We start from the raw sequence: 17,332 nt of genomic DNA on the forward strand, positions 1-17,332 counted from the left end.
CTTTGTTCGGACCTTCGCCGTTCCCGACGAGATTCGAACACTTACTTGTTAACCGGAATCATGACTTTGATTTCTACAGGAAGTGCAATTGGTGGTGTTATTAACGAATTTGGAAGATTGTGATTTGCTTTGACAGGTTAAATCCAGCCTTTTACTTTCTTTAGCATCAGAATGTGCGCCAGGTGATGTTTAGAATGCCATGCATACAAACCTGTAGCCTCCTTTATGCTGATTTCCCTTCCATGATCCGGGTGTATGAAGACCATGGAAAGTGATCTTGCCACTTCATTGCGGCCCTATTTTTTTCCTGTTTAAATTGACGCTTTATGGCCAGATCATTCCCGTATGAAGATCAGGCGGTTGATCCAGATCTTCTTCCCCTCCTGCCCGGGTTTGAACTGGAAGGTAATGCTGCTTTTGAAGGCATCCAGCGTGATGGGCACAAGGAAGCTGCGATCCCGGATCTGCTTGTCTGGCGAATAAAAGGAGATACTATCGCGCAACAAACTTTGGCGCTGCCAAAGGCTCACCAGTGCACCCTGACGATTACTTTCCAGATCAGCATACAGCTTATACCGGCCGGCCGGAATTTCGGAAAGATTGATGCGGATATTGCCGCTGTTGTTTGCCGTATAAGTATTGCCGTCAATGCTGAAGTTGCCCATCACACTGTAGTTCATGAGCTGCGGATAAAGCATTAGCGTGTCTGGTATGAAGACTTTCGTGAGCGGATTGGATGGTTGTTGCTGATTGCTGTGAATGGCCTTATCAGCATAATAAAGAGCAATGGACGTATAATCCACCCGTTTGTTGTTGTGCTCGGGCCCATGTTCGATGAAGTGCCGCAGCTGCTTTTCAAATGGCATTTTATCGGAGAGGAAAAGCCGGTATCCGCCGGTGCGGCTGAAAGGCAGGGAATAATCCAGTGCGCCATGCAGCGGCAGGCTCATTTTGGTATCCCAGCGGTCGAGCATGGCGTACCAACCGCCGTTAAAGTAATCTTCCGATCCGGTACCATGGGCAGTCATTTCACCGTCTACATAGGTTTCATCATCCCCTTCGAAGAAAAGTGTCATACCTGGTTCCAGTCCCTGAGCCTGTAATATGGTGCCAACATAGTGTCCTTTGCCGGCCCCTTCGAGAAAAAGGTGTGGTTTGCCCAGTGTTGCATTTAGATCCTTATTCCAAAAGGCGTAGAATTTTCCTTCCTTGCTGATGTTTCGCTTTTGATCGTTATACTGCATTTCAAAATGCACCTTCTTGGTTTGTGCTGCGGTGGCAGCAAGATTTGAGGTCGCCGGGTTTGATGGACGATATAGCAGTTCAATTTTGGCTTTACGGTCGTAGGGCATCGGGAAGTTCAGGTAAAGGGTGTCGCCCTGCGTTCCCATCAGCAGGCTTTGCATGGAAGGACTGCCGAAAGCATAACCGAAGAAATCGGCAACAGGCGCATACACCGCCGGCGTACTTTCATCATCCCAGGTGATCCGCAGGTCAATCTGCTTTTCAAGTCCGCTAAATGCCGATGCCGGACTCAGGGCCAGCCTGGTTATGCGGCCCGGTGTGTTGAGCTCGGCGAGAACCTGGCTTGCCCCCGGCTGCAGTTCCAGATCTTTGACAAGGCTTTCGGTTCCTGCCCCACTTGTTCCATGTGCCTGAACAGCTTTCCAGGAACTTTCGAGCGACTTGACCGCCTTGGTTTCCGCGGCATTCAGCTGCAGGCTAAAGTTCTGTATTTTGATGTTCTTCGGATAAGCACGGTATTGGATCTGGTAGAACTCCATCTTCTTTCCCCGGGATACCACCTTGCAGCCATTCTTAAATGGAATGGGCAGGTAACTGTAATAGCCACCCAGTTGATTGCCACAAAGCGGAAGTACAAAGGGAAAGACTTTGTTGCTGAACAGATCAGAAAATCGAATGCTGAAGCTGGGTTTGCTTGCTCCCCCGAAGTAAAAATCGAGGATGTCGTCATTTGGTGTAGGTGTCCAGATGCGGTTGATCACGCCATTCCCCTTGGCTTCGAAGATCACCAGGCTACTGTCTGCATTACGCCGTACGAAAGAGTATTTGCCGCTGAAGCCATCATCATTGTTGCCGGTGGTATCATAGGAAGAGGTTTGCCGAACCAGCAGGTTCGTTTCGTAGGCGGGAAGTGTGGAGAGGTCCTGCATCTTCCCGAGTTCCGTTAATAATGAAACCCGGCCTTGTTGTGCAGCAGCGGGAGTGCTAATCACCAGGATCAGGAGCAGCAGACACTTCAGCGTCTTAACATGGCAATCTTTAAATAGGTTCATAGGGGTATTTGGTTAGGTATGCTCTAAATTAAACAAGATTAGCCAAGTTCTTCACAAATTATGAATGATCTCTTAGAGGTTCAAACAGCAGGTTTAACGATTTAGCTGATGCTTGCGCTTCGTGTGGGGCCGGCAGTGCTTCTCCCGGTATCGATTTGATCCAGGATTATTGTTGAAAAGTCTGTGGACAAGTTTATCGCCTGTGCAATAATGTGCACTTGTGTAATGTATAGCATCTACTTACCTTGAGTATATGAATTTTAATTAATTCCTCCTTATGTATTTAATAAATCGAAAGCGATTTTCTTTAGACAACATTGCAGCGCTTCTGAGATCGGATCTCCAGCCCGCCAACATTGAGGCCAGTATTCACAAACAATCTTTAGCAGTCCTGCAGCAGTTGATCGCCAGCAGCGGACTTGAAGCGGTTGAAGGTTTGAAAGCTTTCCGCTACAACATTCCGTCAAAGGATTTCGAACAGCTTTGCCAGCAGAACTATTCGGACCTGTTCCGGCTTAGAGACGATTTTCAATTGCTGCAGCAAACCGACCTGGTTGAGGGCTTGAATTCGGATGCTAAGGCGCTTTATACCGCGTTGTGGGCGATGCTTGACGTGCTGGCCAGCTACCTGGAAAGCACAGGTAATTCTGGTATGGCCCCGCATGAAATGTTGCCGAAGTATTACCTGGAAGGCAGATTAGGCATATTACGGAAGGAAATGTTATTGCTCCAATCCAAATTTCAGGCCTGCAATGCGGATGAGCAACTAACCACTGTTATTCTGGATCATTTCAGGCAGTTTTCCATCTGCCAGGAAAGCAGTCAGCAGCAATTACAGTACATGGAGCAGCTGATGGCTGCCTTGCTGGATATGCTAAAAGCGTGCGGTAAGGAAAACCAGGATTTAAACCTGATGCATAAGGTTATCCAGCTGAACTTTAATGCGCCGGGGGCCTATCAGTATTGCCGCGATAAGATTCTGGAGTTACTGGAGGATACCCAAGGCAGTACCAGGCGTATGCTGCTGCTGACCTGGCAGCTCAAAACGCTCAGGCAATTATTGCTGGTTCCCGGCCTGGCCTTAAACCTGCAGTATCCGGAGCTGAAGGTCCTGCTGATTGACTTTGTCCAGGCAGAGATCAGTTATCAGGAAGTTGCTGCATCAGAAAGCCTGCAAAAGCATTTACAGCCAACCAAAACCCAGAAAGCGCCGGGCCAGGCCGGCAGGTTTGGCAAATTCAGGCTGCAGCTCAGTCAAAGGGCATTGGCCATCGTTTCGCAGACACTGATGAGCATGGACATCATCCCTTTAGGTGTAAAAGAGCAGCGACGCTTTACGGAGTTTCTGGCTGATCATTTTACGACCGCAGGGCTGGAAGAGATCAATCCCGACAACTTTCGCCGCCGCTACAAAGAAAAACACGGCTCGACCAGTGAAAGCGTTGTAGAGCTGCTGGAGCGGATGATCCTTTTTATCAAACAGGAATATATGGGACTCGCTAGTCCGCTTAAAAATTAACTCATTTTTTTTCAGCCAAAATTCGGCCTTCTGATGCCTTTAAATGCTGGAGGCAAAAAGGTGGCTGCCACCCTGCCACCATAAGCCCCGGGCTAATGAAGTTCATTTGTATCGTAATGTTTGCACAGCGTCTGACCAGCGGCGCAGTGGGACTTACGAAATAAACAAATTTTATAAACCCCTTAAAACAAAAGAAAATGGGAATTTACAATGAAGGCATCCTCGGCTTTTTTAGAGGAAAAGTAGGACGTGTAGTAGGCAGTGTGGTACGTGGTGTACATTACATGAAAGGACTTGGTGATGTGCGGGCAGACAACCCGACCCAGGCGCAATTGGATCAGCGATTGAAGTTCGCTTTAATGACGAGCTTCTTACGACCGCTGCAGGGTTTGGTAAAAACAGGCTTTCCAGCCGGAAAAACAGGGCTGACCTCGCTGAACAAAGCGATGGCTGCTAACCTGAACGAGGCCATCACGGGTAGCTCACCAAATTTCAGCATTGACTACTCCAAATTCACTTACAGCAAGGGCAACCTGCAAAAGCCAATGGGTGTATCGATCGACGGTGCAGAGAACAGCAGGCTGGTGTACAAATGGGAGAATGCGGGCGCAAGTGCCGGCACAGATCAGCTGACCTTGCTGGTGTACAACAAAACCAAGGATCTGTATGTGCTGCTGCCAAATGCGGCACCACGATCGGCAACGACTTATACGCTACAGTTGCCGCTGGATTTCTCGGATGACCTGGTGCATTTATGGTTGAGTTTTGTAGCTGCTGATGGCAAGGATGTGAGTGACAGCTTCTACATGGGTTCATTGAACGTGATGTAAGCGGTTGTTCTGCAGGAAGCGCGGCCCGCTGGCGGCCGCGCTTTTATTATAGCCAGCATTATCCCCTAAAAACATAAAATTTTCTGATGAAAACATTAGGTATCAAAATAATAAGTTATATCAACCGCATTCCCCGGCCCGGACTGCGGCTGCTTCCGATGGAACTGCTGTTGTTATCCGGCCTGCTGCTCTCCCTCTGGGTGATGGGCAACCGCTGGATGCAAAACAATATGCCGCTCTCGGGCAGCATCGATCCCAACATCTGGCTGCTGATCCTGCTGTCGCTGATCTGCTTTGTAACGCTCTGTGGCTTCTGCGGGCTGCTCCTACAGCGGTTATGGCACAGCCTGACCTTGCCCCCATTATCGACATTGGTTTCACAATTTAACACCTTAGCACCATGGCAACAGCTCGGATTCTATTACTTCTCCTTTGCACTGCTCCTGCTTTCGGCTATTGGCTGCCTCAACGCCATCTGCTAAGCCGGGCCTTGCTCTATCAGGAAAATGGCAGGGCAAGTGTGCAAAATGCAGCGCCTGCAAAGCCCGCTGCCGCGTTGCGCGTAGTCGCCCTTGCAGAAGCCGCACTGCTGGTTCGGGAGTCCCGGGGTAGAAATGATGGTCCGCAGGTGGAGCGGTACCTGCACTATGTGGGTCTGAAGAAAGGACATCCTTGGTGTGCCGCCTTTGTAAGCTGGCTGCACGGACAGGCTGGTTTTGCACAGCCGCGTTCGGGCTGGTCGCCCGCGCTTTTCCCGGCAGCGAAGCAAATCCAGCTGGCACGGCCCGCAGCGGTACTTGGCATTTACATACCGGCATTAAAGCGCATTGCGCATGTAGGTCTGGTCACGGGGACCAGAGCGGATTGGGTACAATCCGTGGAGGGCAATACCAACCCTGCGGGTTCGCGCGAAGGTGATGGCGTGTACCGCAGGTTACGCCACCGGCGGTCGATAAACCGCTATGCCTACTTTCTATAACCCTTTTACTGAAAATATTTTAAGATCCTCCTATGAGATTATATGTCCTTTTAAATGGCTCCGCTTTTCAGCCGGGCCTGATCCGCCGCAGGAAGTATGATGCGCCAGCCGGCTTCGAAGTGTGGATCGCCGCGCCGGAGCGCGCGATGTTCTTTGAAAAGCTGAAAAATAGATGGGCTGCTAGCGGCCCGGGGAGACTGTCTTTTGCTGCGCTAAGCCTTGTACTGCTATTGCTTAACGCCGGCTGCGGACTGCGAAAAGTGGAACGGGAACGACAAGTACAGGAATTAAACGAAAGCAGTGCGCATCATGCTGACAGTTTAAAACTGGAGAAAACAGCATCGTACCGCGCTTACCAGCGGCAAGGGACGGATTCCATAAGCAGCGTCTTTAGCGTGGAAATCTGGCCAAGCGGTCCATTCCGTATCAACGCTGAAAAGGGCTTTGAAGGCACTGCGGACAAGGTGCTGATCCATGGGCATCGCCTGGCATTGTTGCGTAGCACCGAGCAATCGGAACTGCAGGATAGCAAAAGCAGTCTTGCGAGCAGCCGGAAGCAGGATAAGCAGCAGCGCAGTTTGAGCCAGAAACAGGAAGTACTGAAGAAGAACCCGGCCTGGAAATGGGCCTTGATGGTGTTATCAATCGCACTTGCTGCAGTCTTTTTAAAGCAGACGATAGTCAAGAGGCAAAAGTATCAGCTTTAAACAGCAGCTTTATGCTATCAGGCTTGTTTTTTCATTATTGCGACACTGGTCCTTTCAGCGTTCAAAAAGTACTCATCATAATCAGCACTAATAAGTTTTTCTACGATTCCTTTGGGTGTGAGATGCAGATCATAGTATGACAGTACGTTCGCACTGATTAGTGTTATTTCTTCTGGCCTAAGGGCAAGCGCTTTTTGAATGACTTCAAGAAAAGTTGCATTAGTATAAACAAGAGCGTTCTCCATGTCCTGAAGCTGGGGCGCAAGCATGTCTGCATATTCCTGATGGATGATTGGAATGGCGCCAACTGACATCGCCTCAATAAGGTTGTGGGACAAAGGCATATCTACACCCGGGCATGCTATAAAAAAAGCATACCTGGCTATAATCGGCCTAAGGGCCTCCATTGGCACTTTAAAGTTTGCTTGTTGTACAATATCAATCATTCCATCCGCATGATTTTCCATAAGCTCATCGTAAGATTTAGGAAACCTGCAATTTGTTAGCCCGCCTAGTAACTTACCAATTTCAACACGGTCGATCATTTCGAACTTTTTGTTCTTGCTTAATCGCTTGTAAACTGCGGCATTGAAGTTTCCAGCAAAGAATATCGAAGGTTTCCGCTCATCTGTTGAAACGGGCGCATTCCATAAGCCTTTGTTATACATGTTTGGGTGCATGCCAATTGGAATATGGTAGGTTTGCTTTCGGTGTTTGAAAATGGTGGAAAAGTAATCATTGGAAACAGACTTACAACCTAGCGCTCTACTATTATGATCAGAAAATACAGCCACTGTGTTTGCCGGGATCCGGTCAGAAAACAGAACCTGGTTCTCATAGATAAGCAGCCGCGCATAAGGCGCGCCAAGGCTCAACATGAACATTAGATTAGGTTTAAAATAGACCTGGTACCCTTCAATTTCGAGGTACTTTGCCATGATATAACTAAACCGCACATAGCTGTTTCCTGCTAAGTCTATCCACACTGCCGGCCTACCAGTTGGTTGTGCAGCAGTTTTGTTCATCTTTCGATTTACATAGGTAAGATATAGGTTCACGTCTAAAGACTTACGGTATAACTTGTCTTTGATTTGCTTGTATAACCTTTTGAAGTCGGGCATGTTGTTGTTAGATATATTGTGAATGATTAATGATTGCGGTTGGACTGGTGATAGGTGGTTACTTCAACGCCTCTATAATGGTGTAATAGGCTGGCTTAGCTCTATAGTATACATCAAAAAGCATAGGATGATCATGATTTTTATTTTTGTAAGGTCCGTTTCTAAACGCATCCGCATCTCCAACATTCCAGGTAGTGATGCCGAACTGTTGCTCTTTTGGAATGGCTTTGAATGCTTGAAATATAGTCTTATACTTATGTGCCTGCTGTGCGGCAAGTACACTATCCAGCTGAAACACTTTAGGCTGCTTATAGCGAACTGAAATTTCCAATTCCGAAATATGAACAAGCAAACCGCTGCTGGCCGCAGCATCTATGCAATTGCGCAGGGCTTGGTCGGAGAGTCGCACTACAACATGCATTTGTAAACCCAAGCCATGAATGGGGATCTTTCTGGACTTGAACTTTTTAACTAAATCTAAAATGGCTTTCATTTTCTTTCCGCCATATTCATGACCATAATCATTATAGAAAAGCAAAGCATCAGGATCTGCCTCATGTGCATATTGGAATGCTAAGGCTATATACTCGGGTCCGAGTTTCTCCAGCCATATCGATTTTTTCAGTGTTCCGTTGTCCTCAAATGCTTCATTTACCACATCCCAAGAGACGACCCGGCCTTTGAAATGCTTCACAACTGTTTGCACATGTGTTTTAAGCAGGTTTTCCCAATCCTTCTTATTACCCTGGAATTCATTTACCCACTTCGAGTTTTTGGCTGCCCAAATCAAAGTATGCCCATGCACCCGCATGTTATTTTGCAGGGCAAAGTCTACCAGTTCGTCAGCATCTTTCCAGCGGAACTCCAGTTCTGCTGGATGAAGTTTGCCAAACTTCATTGCATTCTCTGCGGTGATACTGTTGTACTGCGCAACGATGGTTTGGCGGTAGCGTTGTTGCTTACGAAGCAAATTAATATTGATAGCAGCGCCTACAGGAAAAGGGGCAACGGATTTTAGGGTAAGGGAATCTGCTTGTAAACCGCTTCTTAGCCCGCCACTACTTGCGCTATCAGTATAACCAATCGCACACATGACAATAAGTAAAAATATCAGTCGAAATTTCATTTGTAGAGTTAGTTGCGTTGGTAATCATTTGATATTTATGCAATTGACCAACGTAGTTTTGCAAAAAAATGTGGCGGAAGATAGGAATCGGCTGATCCTTAACCAAAAAAAGCCATACACGTTTTAGTGCACAGCTTTATGGGAAATGTTACGGTTGCGGCTATCTACCCAATCCTGCTTCGATGAAGCCACGATATGCGCGTTTAGCTTTATAAGTTTTATCGAACAATAATGGATAATCGTGATCTGAATTAGGATATCCTTTATTGAAGTATGATGTTTTATCAGAAACACCCCAGGTGGTTATCCCGAACTGTTGCTTTTTAGGTACAACGGTCATATACCCTTTAACAATTGCTTTGATCTTGTCGCCCTGAGCCTTCGCGATAGCATCGGTTAATGGGAACATCTTTGGCATCTGATAACGTACTGACACATCAAATTCTGAAATGTGAATTAACAGGCCTTTGTCTGCGGCAATTTTTAGGTTGTCTGTAATCTTCCAAGGCTCCATACGCAGTACAGTGTGTAACTGAAATCCCATACCGTGAATCGGAATACCACGACGTCTGGCCTCATCAACAATCCCCATAAGGACTTTCATTTTATTACCGCCATACTCTTGTCCATATTCATTCAGGAAGAGCTTTACATTCGGATCTGCCTCGTGTGCATATTTAAATGCTTTGAAAATATACTCTTTTCCAAGTTTACGGTACCAGATGCTATTGGTGTATATACCACCCGGCTTGATGGCTTCGTTCACAACGTCCCAAGACTGAACTTTTCCTTTGAAGTGTTTTAGCACGGTAGTAATGTGTGTTTTCAACAACCTATCCCAGTCTGCGGTTGTACCTTTATAGTTTTTAATCCATTTTGGTTCATTACCATCATGTGCCCACAACAAAGTGTGTCCATGTACTTGCATATTATTTTCCTGAGCGAATTTGACGATGGCATCAGCTTTTGCAAAGGTGAACTTACCTTCTTCGGGTTGTAAAGAACCCCATTTGAAATTCCCTTCAGAACTCAGACGACCGAAGTCTCGCTTCAATGTTTTCGCATATAGCGGATCGTCAAGAAGTTCCTTAACCACTGCCGCTCCGACAGGGAAGTCGAAAACCGTTCTGAAAGTATGATCTTTCAAATGGAAACTTCCGGCAAGTGCCTGGTTATCTCCTAATTCGTTGGCACTTACAACTGCTTCGCTAGAGACATCATCTGCAGGTGCAAGATCCTCTTCCATGGAGGATTTACAAGCCATAAGGTTGGAGGTGAAAAGTAAGAAGGCGAGGGCGGCTAATTTGATGTTTGTTTTTCTGAGCTTTGAGTTGGTGGACCTCATTTGTAGATTTCTGTTTAGATCAGTGATATGATTAATTACTGGTCTATAATGGAAAAATATGCCATTGGCACGATGAAGCGGTGAGAACTGATCTTTTTTTAGGTCAAAATCTAAAAATGGCAGGGTAATTGCATTTCAGGCCGGTTTTACTACCAAAAAAATAAAAAAATTCTTTTTTTATTTTTTTCCCCAATCCTTCGACCTGTAGACCTTCTCTACACATTGCGGAATAATAATTCATTTATAGAACAGAAAATGCTGATAAGTACCATTTTACAACCTAAATGTAAATTTACTGTTGCAATTATAACTAAAAGTTAAAAAGGCCTGTATATAGCAAATGCCTCGCTAGATCGAGGCATTTGCAAAAGGTTCATCATTAGCAAGCAAATGCTCAGGTCCCGAGCACTTCTTTGGCAATCCTTTTACAGGCATCACCGTCTAAAAATGTATATATCAAGGCACTCAAGCGTTCTCGATGTCCTGAATACTGATCATCGCCATTTAGCAGGGCTGAAAAGTGCCGAAATAATTCTTGTTGTGTAGAGATCCTAGGTCCGGGCAGCACATCCAGGTAGGGATATTTAAAGCCATTCTCCTTTTCAAAGCGTTCCAGGTCATATGGAATGAAATAGATTGGGCGATCTAACAGCAGGAAATCGTGATAAATGGAAGAATAATCACTAATGAGCGCATCGACGAAAGGCAGCAGGAAGTTGGTTTCTACGAATTCATTGATTGTGGCCAGCCTAATGTTCGCTGTATGCTGCACGAGTTGTTCCACCAGGTCTATGCAGGGTTGGTTATCACGTAGGTCCTGCACATGTAATCTTAAAAGCAGCAGGATGTTATGCTGCTCCAGGTAAGCGGCCAGTTCTGCAGGTTTAAAGTCTGCAAAGGGGAACATCATGGTCTTTGGTGTTTTGCGGCGCCAGGTTGGTGCATACAGGATTACTTTCCTATACTTTTTACCATCTGTGAAGCGCAGCCATTCCGCATATGCTGAGGCAGGCGGGCGAAACATCCAGTCGTTACGGGGAAATCCGGTAAGTTTATACATTTCTGGTTTGATGCCATTGCTGGCCGCCTGCACCTTTGCCATGAAAGGCGAAGTACTCACGGCGAAGGCCATCTGCCTGGAGGCAACCAGGGTATCATTGCGGTAACCGGCATCAACACCGGAGTTGACTGCAAGTCTCGTGTTTTTAATGGATTGACCGTGGCTTAAGAAGATCATCTTTAATCCGGAAGGAACTGCACGGTAATCAATGGCGATATCCCGAAGGCGGTTGGTGTAAAAGGCATACTTTGCTTTGTTGAGCAGCCATACGCCCTTAAGACTGTCGATACGTGCAACGGGTAATCCCTGCGCTTTCAGTGATGCCTCCAGGGCAGGATTCAGCGTAAGCCAATAATAATTTTCAGAAGCATGATATTTGTTGAACCATTCATACAGCGCCCGGCTGTTGTCCATGAAGTAAGCGCCATCCCTGGCACCAAACAGGATCAGATTAGAATTTTTGTTATTTATCAGTAAGCCTACGGCCTTCGACAAACAGATATACCACGACTTTAGCAGTCTTGAAGGCATGATACCCTTATTGCGCATGTAATATGTATAAGTTGAGATCGATATTAATGATTTTGTGGTTCTAAGATAATGTTTTTAGGAAGCTTTTTGCTCCAGGGCGTTCCTGACCAGTGTACTGGATGTGGAGGTGGTGTAATCGAAATAGATGACGGATACTCCTTTTTCGGCGAAGTCACGCTCCAGTGCGGTCCATTTAGGACTGCCGGCCCAGTCGCTGCCCTTGAAGATTTTATGGAAGCCGTAACGTTCTAAATCGCCAAGCTCATCGATACGCTCCTGTGCGACCACACGGTCTACCACACGGATAGCTTCCACGATGCTGCAACGTTCCTCAAAAGGAATCACCGGAATTTTGTTCTTAAGTTTCAGACAGAGTTCATCCGTAGTAATGCCAACGATCAACTCGTCGCATTCCATTTTCGCCCGCTTCAAAATATTCAGGTGTCCGATGTGGAATAAATCAAACACGCCTGTCGTGTACCCAATAATCCTTTTCATACATTAAATTTAACGATATCTATACGCGATATCATGCTACAAAGTTAGATTTAATTAAACAATACCGCCGCGTATGCAGCTGCGATCCGTGCTGCCGAGAAATGCTGGGCCCTATTGATCAGTGCAGCAGGCTCATGCGCTTCAGCTAGCGCTGCCAACATCGCGGTAGCTAGGGCTTCGTGGTCCCCTACCGGAAAGAGTCTGCCATATTCGCCATGGTTCAGAATATAGGCGGGACCACCGGTGCAGGCTGTTGAAATTACCTTTTTTCCCAATGACAGCGCCTCGACCAATACATTGCCGAAACCTTCATAACGCGAGCTGAGCACAAAGATCTCCGCCCGCTTGAGGATCGGGTAGGGATTGTCCATTGCCCCGGGCAGTCTTACGTCGGCCTCCAGATTCAGATCCGATACCAGTTGCTGCAGGTTTGACGCCTCCGGCCCATCACCGATAAGCATCAGCCTGGCTGGGCACTGCTTGCGCAAGATGGCAAATGCCCGGATGAGCGTTGCCTGATCTTTCATTTTGTCCAGGCGGCCGATGGTGACAATTAGTGGACTGCTCGCGCTTGCCAGCCAAGGATCATTTAGCCTTGCGGATGCCTTGTGGTAAAAACTTTTAGTCAATACCGGATTGTCGATGGTATGAATCTTTGCCGGATCTAGCCAGTTTTTGCTTTTTAATGCCGCCGCAACATCTTTGGAATTGGCGATCACAGCGGAGGCGGAGCGATATGCCCAGCGGATCATGGCGATCATAACCGCGTTTCGATTTAAGGTTTTAGTGATCGGGTTGATTTCGCGGATCACAAAGCGGCCTTTGCGATTATTTAGCCGCCAAGCCAGGGAACTAACAACAGTCGCATCATGGCGGACCGCGAGTATGGCCTCCGGTTTTAGGTTACGGAAATATTTTAAAAGTAAAAAAGCATTGATAAATGGACGGATGAAATGATGCATGCCAATCCGAGGGAGCTTGATAAGCTTCAGTCCTGCGGGCAGGCTGCTGAAATCCGGATCCTTGCTGTTTCCATCTGTAAGGATGATGTGCACATCCATGCCTTCTTCCAGGTACTGCTCAGTTAGGTTAAGTGCGATCTTGGCCGCGCCACCCATTCTTAAAGAAGGAATACAGATGATAAACTTTTTCTTCATTTAGTCAGGCCTTGCATGATGCGGGTGAGCTTATAGGTTTCTTTCTTCAGGTTGAACTCCGTTTCAATTAGGTGCCGGCCCTGCTGTCTGATCTGCTCTAACTCTTCAACGGGCATTTTAATCAGCATCTCAATTTTTTCCGCAATATCTGCAGGTTCGCCTTCTTGGGCCAGCAGCTTTTGGGCAGCGGCAGGGATAACCTCCGGAATGCCAGAGTGCAGCGTTGAAATACATGGGAGCCCCATAGCCTGGGCTTCCATTAACACGGTCGGAATGCCTTCTTTATCACCGGATTTGGCTGTCTTACTGCATAAGATAAAAGCATCCGCTTGCTTAAGTGCTTCCTTGACCTTACCGTGCGGTAGGGATCCCATGAGTCTGATGTTATTTTTTAGCGTTTCGCACTTGAGCGCCTCCGTAATCTCGGATTCCAGTTCACCTGTGCCAATGATTTTCAGGCTAAGGTCGGGATATTGCTTCAGCAGCAGCTTAAAAGCTGCGATACAATCCAGAAAGCCCTTTTTTTCACTGAGTCTACCTATGGAGATGAAGTTCCGCAGTGGTCGCTGGATTGCGGTACGATATTGATAACTGGAAACACATTTTCCCACATGGACAAGCTGTAGCTTAGCTTCTGGGCAGCCCAGCGACTTTAAGTGCGCCTTCATGTATTTGGATACGACGGTAACCGCAGCTGCTGCATCAAACAATTCGCGGAAACGACTGCGCCATAGTGGATTTTCGGGCAGGCGAAAAGCGTCATAACCGTGAAAGGACACCATGAATGGAATGCCGAGCTTAGTAGCGATCGGGCGCAAAGTCCAGCCTTGCAGGCCAAAATGCGCATACACCAAATCCGCGCGATTTTTTTTCAGGAAGGAATGCAACATGCGCTGCCGCTGTAGTTCCAGCTCAGCAGCTGGGTCAAAACTAACCAGCCCTATTGCGTCAAGTGTTTTCTTTAGCGTACCTACGGCACGCATCCATATACTGGGCTCCAGAAGATGAACTTTTGAAAATGGGCGGTCTGTAGCATGGATGCGCTTGAAGGTGACCACCTCATTTTCAATTTCTGTTGCGTCCAGCTCCGTAATGGCATCATAGATGAAGGTTTCGGAAAGCTTGGAAAAGGTGCGACACAAGTGTATAACTTTCATTAGAGCGAGTTGAGCGGTTGATTTTAGATCTGCTGCAGCGATACCATTCTTTTAAATTTAGGAGACAGTTCCGTTAGTTCTTCGAAGGTACCATGACTACTAACCTTGCCATTTTCTAGCATGTAGATCTGATCGGCCTTTTTGATGGTCGATAACCTATGCGCGATGATAATCAGGGTATAGTTTCCTTGCAGTTTTTCGATGTTGCGCTGAATGAACAACTCAGTTTCAGAGTCCAGGGCGGAAGTTGCCTCATCCAGTATAAGTATGTCGGCTTTCTTGTATAGCTCCCGCGCAATAGAAATTCGCTGCTTTTGTCCACCAGATATAAGCATACCTTTGTCGCCAAGACTGGTTAATTCTTTCTCTGGCATATTCTGAATGAAGTCAGTTAAAGAGGCTAGTTCAATTACTTCCCAAAACCTTTTAATCGTTTCCGGTGTTCGTTCTGACCAGAAAGTGACGTTATTGAATACATCATCCTTGAAGATAACAGGTTCCTGTGAAATGTAGCCAACCGTGCTTCTGAAGCTGTCCATATTGTAATCTGCAACCTTTACGCCGTCGATGGAGATGTATCCTTCCTCCGGTGGGAGGATACCCGTTATGATGTTTGCAAGGGTAGTCTTCCCTGAACCACTTTCACCAACGAAGGCGATAGTGTGATTTTTCGGGATTAACATGCTGACATCATTGATCACCGTCTGACTACCGTATTTGAAGACCAGGTTTTTAAGCTCGAGTTTGCTTTTCAGCCCGCCAAACTCACGTGTATTCTGGATCTCACGATTTGCTTTCATGTCGTCCTTAAGTTTTGAGACCGACTCAATAGCACCGACGTTCTGTACAAAGTTTTGCCAGGCATTCTGAAAGCTCATTAAGAAAGATAAAGCACGGTAGAATAGCAATAAGCTCAACAGGATAGACCCCAGATTGCCCCCCATCCAGCGGATCTGAATAATAATCACCAATACGACAATGATCATCACTATCGGCTCTCGGATACTGGCTGTTATGGCCTGGTAGTATCCAACTTTACGGTTCAGTGTCTCGGTTTCATCAATTACCTTTTTAATTTTACGGGTAAACCCTAAGAACTGATTAGTGGCCTTTAAATACTTAAAATAATGTACTGCCTCAATCAGGTAGGCCGTAAAAATATCTCCTTTCGTAGAAATATTGAAGGAAGCAGTTTTTACACTCCGCACCATTTTGCTAAACAAGAGGTTCATCAACATGGAGCCGACAGCAACCAGGATGGCGAACTGCCAGTTTGCAAGGAATGCCATTGCGACATAAGTTAGCAACATCCCCACTGCACTAGTAGAGTTCAGGTAATGTGTAAGTGAAACTTGCAACTTTTGTACCTCTGCGGTAACAACATTCTGGATCTTACCCGCATTCTGGTTGAGGAAGCCCTTGTAAGACAAGTTTTGTAGATCATCCGTAAGGCCATAACGTATGCTGCGAATGAAAGTCTGCTTTAAGCCTACCTGGCAATAAAGTTCAACAAATTTGAGCATACCTTTTGCGAGGAACAGGAACACAAGCATCGCCAGCACCGTGTAGATATTTAGGGGCATGTGGAAGTAGGCGAACATCTCCGTTAGGAAATTCAGCTTTCCCATGGACTCTGACTGATTTGCACTAGGCTGTCCGCTTTCACTCATCGATTGCAGCAAAGGAATAAACATCGCCAGACCAATCCCGTCTAAAAAGCTGACACCGATGCTCAACAACAGCGTGATTACGAACTTAACGCCAAGAACCTTGTAAAAGAAATTAAAATACCCTATAAAATTATGTTTGATACTGGTCGACTTCATCTATTCCTACCTGTTATATTAAGTTTATTAAATTCATCAGTTTCCCTTTTGGGAAATCTGACGTTGGTTGTCATTAGAAATACCATACTTATCGCAAAGAAGAGATTGTTAAAGGATGATACGGAGAGGCCGTTAATGATCACGATGGTGATAAACACCAATATGACATCTTTACGCAGACCACTCTTAACGAGGCATTGATAAGATGCATATATTACGAATATTAACCCAGCAACACCATGATCATAGATGATGCGGAGGAGAAATGAGTGTAGCACAACCGAATAGCAGGTACCATCACCAGACTTACTGAACATCATTTTAAAATAATTCATGTAGCTGCAGGCACCACTACTTAACCTGCTGATACGTGGGGCTCCAAAGGCCCACTGAAAAATGTTCCAATCCTCAACCTGTGTCCACCATACCAACATGAAGCGATACCTGTCAACCTCTTCCAAACTTGAGGATCTTGCGCTAAATATGGTATAAACAATTACACCTAATATGACAAGAGCTCCCGGAATGATAAAGACACGGGTTTTTTTAAAAGAATCGTAGATCACAAACAAAACCAGCACGCTATACATGAGCAATGAGGATCTTGAAAGTGACAGGATGGTAATAACTCCGGCAAAAGCGAGCCACCACAAATATTTTTCTTTATTTACGGTATAACGGATCAGGTACAAGGCATAAACAAACATCAACTCGAAGTTATTTTCCATGTACAAAATTGGCCGCTCTTCCTTGGCAATCACAATGGCTACAAGATATTTCAGAAAGAATAGCCCAAAGATGACGACCATCAATCTGTTTGTCGTAGCAAATGCCATCAGTTCTTTACCCACTAGAAAGGTTAAGAAGAACAGATAAACAAAACATTTATAGATCAATAAGAAGTCTAATACGTTCGCGCCATTGATGCCGACAGCATAGAAATATGAAAACACAATATATAAAAGGCTTGACCAGCGGATAGCAAGTATTGGTGTAATTGGCTGACTTCTTTTAGTCCACCAAAAGGCAATTCCTGCATAAACCATAAACACACCTTCTAAGATGACAACGGAAAATTCCGCCTCGTGTTTAGTTAAAATCAAACCTGTAGAGATCAGGCCTAAGATAATTAGTGTACCAACGAAGAAATTCTGGAAAAAGAAAGATTTTAAACTTTTA

The 17,332-nt window shown here is 46.0% G+C and carries 15 protein-coding genes; 5 read left to right on the forward strand and 10 right to left on the reverse strand.

The annotated features are described in order from the left end of the window. Positions 1-335 precede the first annotated feature (335 nt). Positions 336-2,297, reverse strand: coding sequence for a glycoside hydrolase family 172 protein (locus AC5WJX_RS06885; protein WP_494483922.1), 1,962 nt, complete (start codon positions 2,295-2,297; stop codon positions 336-338). 277 nt (positions 2,298-2,574) lie between these two features. On the opposite strand from AC5WJX_RS06885, the gene AC5WJX_RS06890 reads away from it, so the two are divergent. From AC5WJX_RS06890 to AC5WJX_RS06910, 5 genes are all read left to right on the forward strand, one after another. Continuing rightward, positions 2,575-3,816 carry a hypothetical protein gene (locus AC5WJX_RS06890; RefSeq protein ID WP_494483923.1) on the forward strand — a complete coding sequence of 414 codons (1,242 nt, stop codon included), beginning with the start codon at positions 2,575-2,577 and terminating at the stop codon, positions 3,814-3,816. Between the two features lie 197 nt (positions 3,817-4,013). Next, entirely contained in the window at positions 4,014-4,646 is a 633-nt protein-coding gene (locus tag AC5WJX_RS06895; protein WP_494483924.1) for a DUF6266 family protein, read from the forward strand. Between the two features lie 86 nt (positions 4,647-4,732). Beyond that, entirely contained in the window at positions 4,733-5,128 is a 396-nt protein-coding gene (locus tag AC5WJX_RS06900; protein ID WP_494483925.1) for a hypothetical protein, read from the forward strand. Between the two features lie 8 nt (positions 5,129-5,136). Beyond that, positions 5,137-5,625: a peptidoglycan-binding protein gene (locus AC5WJX_RS06905; RefSeq protein ID WP_494483926.1), complete on the forward strand. Its 489-nt coding sequence runs from the start codon at positions 5,137-5,139 to the stop codon at positions 5,623-5,625. Positions 5,626-5,657: 32 nt separating this feature from the next. Further along, entirely contained in the window at positions 5,658-6,332 is a 675-nt protein-coding gene (locus AC5WJX_RS06910; RefSeq protein ID WP_494483927.1) for a hypothetical protein, read from the forward strand. 17 nt (positions 6,333-6,349) lie between these two features. On the opposite strand, the gene AC5WJX_RS06915 is transcribed toward AC5WJX_RS06910, so the two are convergent. From AC5WJX_RS06915 to AC5WJX_RS06955, 9 genes are all read right to left on the reverse strand, one after another. Continuing rightward, positions 6,350-7,453, reverse strand: coding sequence for a hypothetical protein (locus AC5WJX_RS06915; protein WP_494483928.1), 1,104 nt, complete (start codon positions 7,451-7,453; stop codon positions 6,350-6,352). 58 nt (positions 7,454-7,511) lie between these two features. Beyond that, entirely contained in the window at positions 7,512-8,579 is a 1,068-nt protein-coding gene (locus AC5WJX_RS06920; protein WP_494483929.1) for an endo-1,4-beta-xylanase, read from the reverse strand. A 160-nt stretch (positions 8,580-8,739) separates the two neighbouring features. Continuing rightward, complete coding sequence (locus AC5WJX_RS06925) at positions 8,740-9,924, reverse strand: endo-1,4-beta-xylanase (protein WP_494483930.1); 1,185 nt, start codon at positions 9,922-9,924, stop codon at positions 8,740-8,742. 394 nt (positions 9,925-10,318) lie between these two features. Then, entirely contained in the window at positions 10,319-11,533 is a 1,215-nt protein-coding gene (locus tag AC5WJX_RS06930) for a CDP-glycerol glycerophosphotransferase family protein (protein WP_494483931.1), read from the reverse strand. A 57-nt stretch (positions 11,534-11,590) separates the two neighbouring features. Further along, positions 11,591-12,013 (reverse strand): FAD synthase family protein, encoded by a 423-nt coding sequence (locus tag AC5WJX_RS06935; protein ID WP_494483932.1) that lies wholly within the window; start codon positions 12,011-12,013, stop codon positions 11,591-11,593. A 50-nt stretch (positions 12,014-12,063) separates the two neighbouring features. Beyond that, positions 12,064-13,170, reverse strand: a complete 1,107-nt coding sequence (locus AC5WJX_RS06940; RefSeq protein ID WP_494483933.1) for a glycosyltransferase — start codon at positions 13,168-13,170, stop codon at positions 12,064-12,066. Then, positions 13,167-14,327, reverse strand: coding sequence for a glycosyltransferase (locus AC5WJX_RS06945; protein ID WP_494483934.1), 1,161 nt, complete (start codon positions 14,325-14,327; stop codon positions 13,167-13,169). The genes AC5WJX_RS06940 and AC5WJX_RS06945 overlap by 4 nt, the downstream gene beginning before the upstream one ends. A gap of 23 nt (positions 14,328-14,350) precedes the next feature. Continuing rightward, entirely contained in the window at positions 14,351-16,153 is a 1,803-nt protein-coding gene (locus AC5WJX_RS06950) for an ABC transporter ATP-binding protein (protein ID WP_494483935.1), read from the reverse strand. Next, a complete protein-coding gene (locus AC5WJX_RS06955) occupies positions 16,150-17,256 on the reverse strand; it encodes a hypothetical protein (RefSeq protein ID WP_494483936.1) in 1,107 nt (368 codons plus the stop codon). Before AC5WJX_RS06955 ends, AC5WJX_RS06950 begins: the two co-directional genes overlap by 4 nt. Positions 17,257-17,332 lie beyond the last annotated feature (76 nt).

Source organism: Pedobacter sp. NEAU-ZC8 (assembly GCF_059278965.1).